This window comes from Chryseobacterium sp. TB1-D10, from assembly GCF_059803555.1.
The window spans coordinates 1-5873 of the sequence record NZ_JAPFHB010000021.1 but is presented as its reverse complement, the minus strand read 5'-3'; the positions used below and the strand labels follow the sequence as shown (position 1 = coordinate 5873).

General features: G+C 44.9%; 2 tRNA genes and 3 rRNA genes. All 5 read right to left on the bottom strand.

Annotated features, from left to right (window positions below):
- Positions 1-4: 4 nt before the first annotated feature.
- The 5 genes from rrf to OPU68_RS18030 all read right to left on the bottom strand — a co-directional run bounded on the left by rrf (position 5) and on the right by OPU68_RS18030 (position 5369).
- A 5S ribosomal RNA gene (gene rrf, locus OPU68_RS18050) occupies positions 5-112 on the bottom strand.
- Between the two features lie 208 nt (positions 113-320).
- Positions 321-3077 (bottom strand): 23S ribosomal RNA (locus tag OPU68_RS18045).
- 358 nt (positions 3078-3435) lie between these two features.
- Positions 3436-3509: transfer RNA gene (locus OPU68_RS18040), tRNA-Ala, on the bottom strand.
- A gap of 103 nt (positions 3510-3612) precedes the next feature.
- Positions 3613-3686, bottom strand: a tRNA-Ile gene (locus OPU68_RS18035).
- 165 nt (positions 3687-3851) lie between these two features.
- Positions 3852-5369, bottom strand: a 16S ribosomal RNA gene (locus OPU68_RS18030).
- The 16S, 23S and 5S rRNA genes sit together here with 2 tRNA genes alongside, the layout of an rRNA operon.
- Positions 5370-5873: the final 504 nt, after the last annotated feature.

The window sequence follows — 5873 nt, the reverse complement described above, 5'->3', positions numbered from 1 at the left end:
AAAAAACTGGCGGCGACCTACTCTCCCGCTTTCGCAGTACCATCGGCGCTAGAGGGCTTAACTTCTGTGTTCGGAATGGGAACAGGTGAGCCCCTCTGCTAAAACCACCCTAAAGGCTGTTAAAGTTGTACATTGTAATATGTATAATGTACAAAGTATGGGTATATATATTAATGTAGAATGTAGTTTATAAAATGTAGAGTGTATTCACGATACCGTTCATACATTGTACATCATACTTTTTACATTTTACAATAATTATCGATAAAAACGTTCACAAAGAGAGAACCTTGTTGTGCAACTGAGCACTATGCCAATTAGGCAATAAATCTACGGGTAATTAGTACTACTCGGCTATGACATTACTGTCTTTACACCTATAGCCTATCAACGTCGTCATCTCCAACGACCCTTAAAAGATGTCTCATCTTGAGGCAGGTTTCGCACTTATATGCTTTCAGTGCTTATCCTTTCCAAACGTAGCTACTCAGCGGTGCTCCTGGCGGAACAACTGATACACCAGAGGTTTGTTCAAATCGGTCCTCTCGTACTAGATTCAAGCCCTCTCAAACATCTAACGCCCGCAATAGATAGAGACCGAACTGTCTCACGACGTTCTGAACCCAGCTCGCGTGCCACTTTAATGGGCGAACAGCCCAACCCTTGGGACCTTCTCCAGCCCCAGGATGTGACGAGCCGACATCGAGGTGCCGAACCTCCCCGTCGATATGAGCTCTTGGGGGAGACTAGCCTGTTATCCCCGGAGTACCTTTTATCCTATGAGCGATGGCCCTTCCATACGGAACCACCGGATCACTATGTCCTGCTTTCGCACCTGATCGACTTGTAGGTCTCACAGTCAAGCACCCTTATGCCATTACACTCTACGCACGGTTACCAAGCGTGCTGAGGGTACCTTTGAAAGCCTCCGTTACTCTTTTGGAGGCGACCACCCCAGTCAAACTACCCACCACGCAATGTCCTTCTAAAAGAAGTTAGGCTCCAAGTAAGTAAAGGGTGGTATTTCAACGTTGACTCCACAAACACTAGCGTGCCTGCTTCAAAGTCTCCCACCTATCCTACACATTACTTACTCAAAGTCAATACGAAGTTATAGTAAAGGTTCACAGGGTCTTTTCGTCCCATTGCGGGTACTCGGCATCTTCACCGAGACTACAATTTCACAGAGCTCATGGTTGAGACAGTGCCCAGATCGTTACACCATTCGTGCAGGTCGGAACTTACCCGACAAGGAATTTCGCTACCTTAGGACCGTTATAGTTACGGCCGCCGTTTACTGGGGCTTCAGTCAAACGCTTCGCATTGCTGCTAACGCCCTTCCTTAACCTTCCAGCACCGGGCAGGTGTCAGACCCTATACAGCATCTTTCGATTTAGCAGAGTCCTGTGTTTTTGATAAACAGTCGCCTGGGCCTCTTCACTGCGGCCAGCATTGCTGCTGGCGTCTCTTCTTCCGAAGTTACGAGACTATTTTGCCTAGTTCCTTAACCATGATTCACTCTAGCACCTTAGGATTCTCTCCTCGACTACCTGTGTCGGTTTATGGTACGGGTTGCTTCACTTCGGCTTTTCTTGGAAGCACTTTCCTTACAGCAACTTCGCCCGAAGGCTAGGTCTTGACTATTCCGTCAGTCTCCAGTAAGTACGGCACTCCGTCCCCTTTTTAGTGTGAGCAAGTATGGGAATATTAACCCATTGTCCATCCACTACCCCTTTCGGGTTCGCGTTAGGTCCCGACTAACCCTCAGCTGATTAGCATGGCTGAGGAATCCTTAGTCTTTCGGTGAGCGGGTTTCTCGCCCGCTTTATCGTTACTTATGCCTACATTTTCTTTTCTGTCCGCTCCACAATACCTCACGATACTGCTTCTGTGCAAACAGAATGCTCCCCTACCAGATGTAATAAATTACAAATCCATAGCTTCGGTAATATGCTTATGCCCGATTATTATCCATGCCGGACCGCTCGACTAGTGAGCTGTTACGCACTCTTTAAATGAATGGCTGCTTCCAAGCCAACATCCTAGCTGTCAATGCAGTCCAACCGCGTTATTTCAACTTAGCATATATTTTGGGACCTTAGCTGTTGGTCTGGGTTCTTTCCCTCTCGGACACGGACCTTAGCACCCGCGCCCTCACTGCTGAGAAACATTTATTAGCATTCGGAGTTTGTCAGGAATTGGTAGGATTTGACTCCCCCGCATCCAATCAGTAGCTCTACCTCTAATAAACTTGTCTCAACGCTGCACCTAAATGCATTTCGGGGAGTACGAGCTATCTCCCAGTTTGATTGGCCTTTCACCCCTACCCACAGGTCATCCGAAGACTTTTCAACGTCAACCGGTTCGGTCCTCCACTTTGTGTTACCAAAGCTTCAACCTGCCCATGGGTAGATCACAAGGTTTCGCGTCTAATCCTACTAACTAAGCGCCCTATTCAGACTCGCTTTCGCTCCGGCTCCGGACCTTAAGTCCTTAACCTCGCTAGTAAAATTAACTCGTAGGCTCATTATGCAAAAGGCACGCCGTCACCCAACTTGTGGGCTCCGACCGCTTGTAGGCGTACGGTTTCAGGTTCTATTTCACCCTTCTATTCGAAGTGCTTTTCACCTTTCCTTCACAGTACTAGTTCACTATCGGTCTTTCAGGAGTATTTAGCCTTGGAGGATGGTCCCCCCATATTCAGACAGGATTTCACGTGTCCCGCCCTACTCATTTATCATCTATGTATGCCTTTCATATACCGGGCTATCACCGTCTATGGCTGTTCTTTCCAGAACATTCTATTAAACATATAAAGACTTTTGGGCTAATCCGCTTTCGCTCGCCGCTACTTACGGAATCTCTTCGATTTCTTTTCCTCCGGGTACTTAGATGTTTCAGTTCTCCGGGTTTGCTCCTCTTGCGAGGTAATACATCTTCAATGTATTGGGTTGCCCCATTCGGACATCTCGGGATCAATTCGTGTGTGCCAATCCCCCGAGCTTTTCGCAGCTTACCACGTCCTTCTTCGCCTCTGAAAGCCTAGGCATCCGCCATACGCCCTTAACGATTTCTTTCCTAATTATTAATTAGTTCAGTATTTTTTGCTTAGCACTAATGCTAAACGGTATTTTTATAAACTCAAGTGCTCAATTGCACTCGGTTTTCTCTTTGTGATGTTCTTATCGTTAATGTCAATGATCTTTTATCTTCTTACTTCCTTAATGAACAGATATTGTTTTTGGCTCTATCCGTAACTTTTAAATTAAAGTCGTAAAACAGTAATATATAAGAGAGTCGAACTCTTTACATCAAATAATGTAAACATTATTGTAATGTCGGACCCTATTGTCCATAAATATTGTCTTTCGTAAATGTATAATCTTCTGTTCTTGTTACATCTCTGTAACTCTTTTTATCACTTTCCAGTAATTGTGGAGAATAAGGGAGTCGAACCCTTGACCTCCTGCGTGCAAGGCAGGCGCTCTAGCCAGCTGAGCTAATTCCCCCTGTTTCCAGATTCAAAAATTAAATGATTAAATGATTATTTATTAGACAATGCCAATTTTTTAATCTCTCAATATTTTTAATCTCTTAATCCTTTTTAATTAGTAGTCTCGGGCAGGCTCGAACTGCCGACCTCTACATTATCAGTGTAGCGCTCTAACCAGCTGAGCTACGAGACTCTCTCTAATTACTAATTATTAATCGTTAATTAATAATTGTTAATTATCTCTGTTCCCTCTTACTAATCTTTAGGGGTATATTGTTATATAAGCAACCAAAGTAAACCAAAGCTTTTTCAAGTATAAAAAACTTTTTGTATTTGTTTAACGTCTAAAGACGCTCTAAAATGAGATGTTCCAGCCGCACCTTCCGGTACGGCTACCTTGTTACGACTTAGCCCTAGTTACCTGTTTTACCCTAGGCAGCTCCTTTTACGGTCACCGACTTCAGGTACCCCAGACTTCCATGGCTTGACGGGCGGTGTGTACAAGGCCCGGGAACGTATTCACCGCGCCATGGCTGATGCGCGATTACTAGCGATTCCAGCTTCATAGAGTCGAGTTGCAGACTCCAATCCGAACTGAGACCAGCTTTCGAGATTCGCATCCAGTCACCTGGTAGCTGCCCTCTGTACTGGCCATTGTAGCACGTGTGTGGCCCAAGACGTAAGGGCCGTGATGATTTGACGTCATCCCCACCTTCCTCTCTACTTGCGTAGGCAGTCTCACTAGAGTCCTCAACTGAATGTTAGCAACTAGTGACAGGGGTTGCGCTCGTTGCAGGACTTAACCTAACACCTCACGGCACGAGCTGACGACAACCATGCAGCACCTTGAAAAATGTCCGAAGAAGGATCTATTTCTAAATCTGTCATTTCCCATTTAAGTCTTGGTAAGGTTCCTCGCGTATCATCGAATTAAACCACATGCTCCACCGCTTGTGCGGGCCCCCGTCAATTCCTTTGAGTTTCATTCTTGCGAACGTACTCCCCAGGTGGCTAACTTATCACTTTCGCTTAGTCTCTGAATCTTAAAGACCCAAAAACGAGTTAGCATCGTTTACGGCGTGGACTACCAGGGTATCTAATCCTGTTCGCTCCCCACGCTTTCGTCCATCAGCGTCAGTTAAGACTTGGTAACCTGCCTTCGCAATTGGTGTTCTAAGTAATATCTATGCATTTCACCGCTACACTACTTATTCCAGCTACCTCAATCTCACTCAAGACCTGCAGTATCAATGGCAGTTTCATAGTTAAGCTATGAGATTTCACCACTGACTTACAGATCCGCCTACGGACCCTTTAAACCCAATAAATCCGGATAACGCTTGCACCCTCCGTATTACCGCGGCTGCTGGCACGGAGTTAGCCGGTGCTTATTCATACTGTACCTTCAGCTACTTACACGTAAGTAGGTTTATCCCAGTATAAAAGAAGTTTACAACCCATAGGGCCTTAGTCCTTCACGCGGGATGGCTGGATCAGGCTTTCACCCATTGTCCAATATTCCTCACTGCTGCCTCCCGTAGGAGTCTGGTCCGTGTCTCAGTACCAGTGTGGGGGATCACCCTCTCAGGCCCCCTAAAGATCACTGACTTGGTAGGCCGTTACCCTACCAACTATCTAATCTTGCGCGTGCCCATCTCTATCCACCGGAGTTTTCAATATCGAATGATGCCATTCAATATATTATGGGGTATTAATCTTCCTTTCGAAAGGCTATCCCCCAGATAAAGGCAGGTTGCACACGTGTTCCGCACCCGTACGCCGCTCTCTCTGTTCCGAAGAACAAATACCGCTCGGCTTGCATGTGTTAGGCCTCCCGCTAGCGTTCATCCTGAGCCAGGATCAAACTCTCCATTGTATGTTTGTTTGTCCTTATACTCAAACTCAATTTAAAATTGACGCTTTGGTTTTCTTAATTTGGTTGTTATATGTTATGTCAATGAACTGCGTTCTCTTCGCTTCCTCAGGATTCTTAATCTGTCATTGTTGACCCTGATTTGCGAGTGCAAAAGTAAAAAGTTTTTTCCAAACTACCAAAACTTTTTTAAAGTTTTTTTTCGTTACTCGAAAAGTGTTTTGATTATGTTTTTAAACCGTCTCCTGCGCTTCCCATCTCTCTCGATTTGGGATTGCAAAAGTAGAAAATCATTCCCAAACTACCAAAACTTTTTTCAAGTTTTTTCTGATCTTTTTCAAGATCATATTAGCCTGTAATCCTTACTCCTACTACGCTCCACAATCTCTCGATTTGGGTCTGCAAAAATAACTTTTCTTTTTTTATCACACAAGTCTTTTATCCGAAAATTAATACTTATTTAATAAGTGCCAATCTTCTCATATTTCCCTGTTAGGCTTCTGCGCT